Origin of the sequence: Arthrobacter sp. GCM10027362, assembly GCF_042679445.1 — a bacterium.
Lineage (GTDB): Bacteria > Actinomycetota > Actinomycetes > Actinomycetales > Micrococcaceae > Crystallibacter.
In genome coordinates, this window is sequence record NZ_JBHTML010000344.1 from 1 (window position 1) to 1,726 (window position 1,726).

Sequence of the window (1,726 nt, forward strand, 5' to 3'; positions counted from 1 at the left end):
GGCGGCGGCGCCGCCCTCCGCCGCGGCCGGGGGAATCAGCACGAAGCTGCCCGCGCCGCGCCGGGTGTGGACCAGGCCCTCGGCCTGCAGCCGGGTGATGGCTTCGCGCACCACGGTGCGGCTGACGCCGTGCTCGGCGATGAGAGTGTTTTCGCTGGGCAGCTTCTCGCCCGGGGCGAGGGACCCGTCGACGATGCGGGCGCGCAGCTCGTCGACCAGCGTGGCCGTCAGGTTCCGTGTCATGGCACCATGTTCCCATCCGGCCGGCAGCCGGCCGGACACCAATGGCCCCGCCGGACGGCGGGGCCATTGCCAGGCAGTGCGGGTCAGGCGCGGCCGAATTCGGCCGTGTCGGTGGTCCACGCGCGGGCCTGGTGGCTGAACGTCACGCCCAGGCCCGGACGCTCCGGTACCAGCATGCGCCCGTCACGGGTCTCGAGACGCTCGTTGAACAGCGGGTCGAGCCAGTCGAAGTGCTCCACCCACGGCTCGCGCGGGTAGGCGGCGGCCAGGTGCAGGTGGATCTCCATGGCGAAGTGCGGGGCCAGGTCCAGCCCGGCCTGGTCGGCGAGCGTGGCCAGGCGCAGGAACTGGGTGATGCCGCCGACGCGCGGGGCGTCGGGCTGGATGATGTCGCAGGCACGGGCGGCGATCAGCCGCTCGTGCTCGGCGACCGAGGCCAGCATCTCGCCGGTGGCGATCGGGGTGTCCAGGGTGCGGGCCAGGTCGGCATGGCCTGCGGCGTCGTAGGCGTCCAGCGGTTCCTCGATCCAGACCAGATCGAACTGCTCGAGCTTCCGGCCCATCCGCAGGGCCGTGGCCCGGTCCCACTGCTGGTTCGCATCCACCATCAGGGGCACGCCGTCGCCAATGTGTTCGCGCACCGCCGCGACCCGGCGCAGGTCCTCGGCTGTGTCCGGCAGGCCGACCTTGATCTTGATGCCGCCTATGCCCTCGGCCAGCGAGCGGCTGGCGCGCTCCTTGACCTCCTCGATCGAGGCATTGAGGAAGCCGCCGGAGGTGTTGTAGGTGCGCACGGAGTCGCGGTGGGCACCGAGCAGCTTGGCCAGCGGCAGTCCGGCGCGCTTGGCCTTGAGGTCGTAGAGCGCAATGTCCAGGGCGGCCAGGGCCTGGGTGGCCACGCCGGAGCGGCCGACCGACGCGCCGGCCCAGAGCAGCTTGTTGTACAGCTTGGCGATGTCGTTCGGGTCCTCGCCGAGCATGGCCTCGGCGACCTCCTTGGCATGCGCGTACTGGGCCGGGCCCCCGGCGCGCTTGGAGTAGGAGAAGCCCAGGCCCTCATGGCCCTGCTCGGTGGCGATCTCGGCGAAGAGGAAGACCACTTCGGTCATCGGCTTCTGCCGGCCGGTGAAGACCTTTGCATCGGAGATCGGAGTGGCCAGCGGCAGCGTGGCGGTGGAGAGCTTGACGTGCCGGATGGAATCGGGGGAGTAGCCCATGAAGGTCCTTCGGTGGAGGTGTGCCGGAATGGCGGAGTAAACTTATCGTATAAGTAGAAAACTTATATGACAAGTGTTTCAGGCCAGCAGTCCGCCCAGTCCTGCCACCACATCCTCCGTGACGGCGGCCGTCGCCTGCAGGGCTTCGGCGACCTCGCGCTCGCGGGCCTTGGTCAGCTCGGCGGACGGCAGCGAGACGGACAGCGCGTCCAGGCCGCCGGCCCGGGCCCGGACGGCCACCGCCAGGCAGCTGACGCCGGAGGCGC

The 1,726-nt window shown here is 70.7% G+C and carries 3 protein-coding genes; all 3 read right to left on the minus strand.

What is annotated here, in order from left to right; genetic code table 11:
* On the minus strand, window positions 1-243 hold a 243-nt coding region (locus ACFQ36_RS22480), incomplete at its 3' end, for a winged helix-turn-helix domain-containing protein (RefSeq protein WP_377017754.1).
* 83 nt (window positions 244-326) lie between these two features.
* Window positions 327-1,460, minus strand: a complete 1,134-nt coding sequence (locus ACFQ36_RS22485; protein WP_377017757.1) for a mandelate racemase/muconate lactonizing enzyme family protein — start codon at window positions 1,458-1,460, stop codon at window positions 327-329.
* A 78-nt stretch (window positions 1,461-1,538) separates the two neighbouring features.
* The coding region (locus ACFQ36_RS22490) for an IclR family transcriptional regulator C-terminal domain-containing protein (RefSeq protein ID WP_377017759.1) at window positions 1,539-1,726 on the minus strand (188 nt) is incomplete at its 5' end.

Coding starts and splice junctions, on each gene's coding strand:
- ACFQ36_RS22485 (WP_377017757.1), bottom strand. CDS start 1,460: ATGGGCTACTCCCCCGATTCCATCCGGCACGTCAAGCTCTCCACCGCC.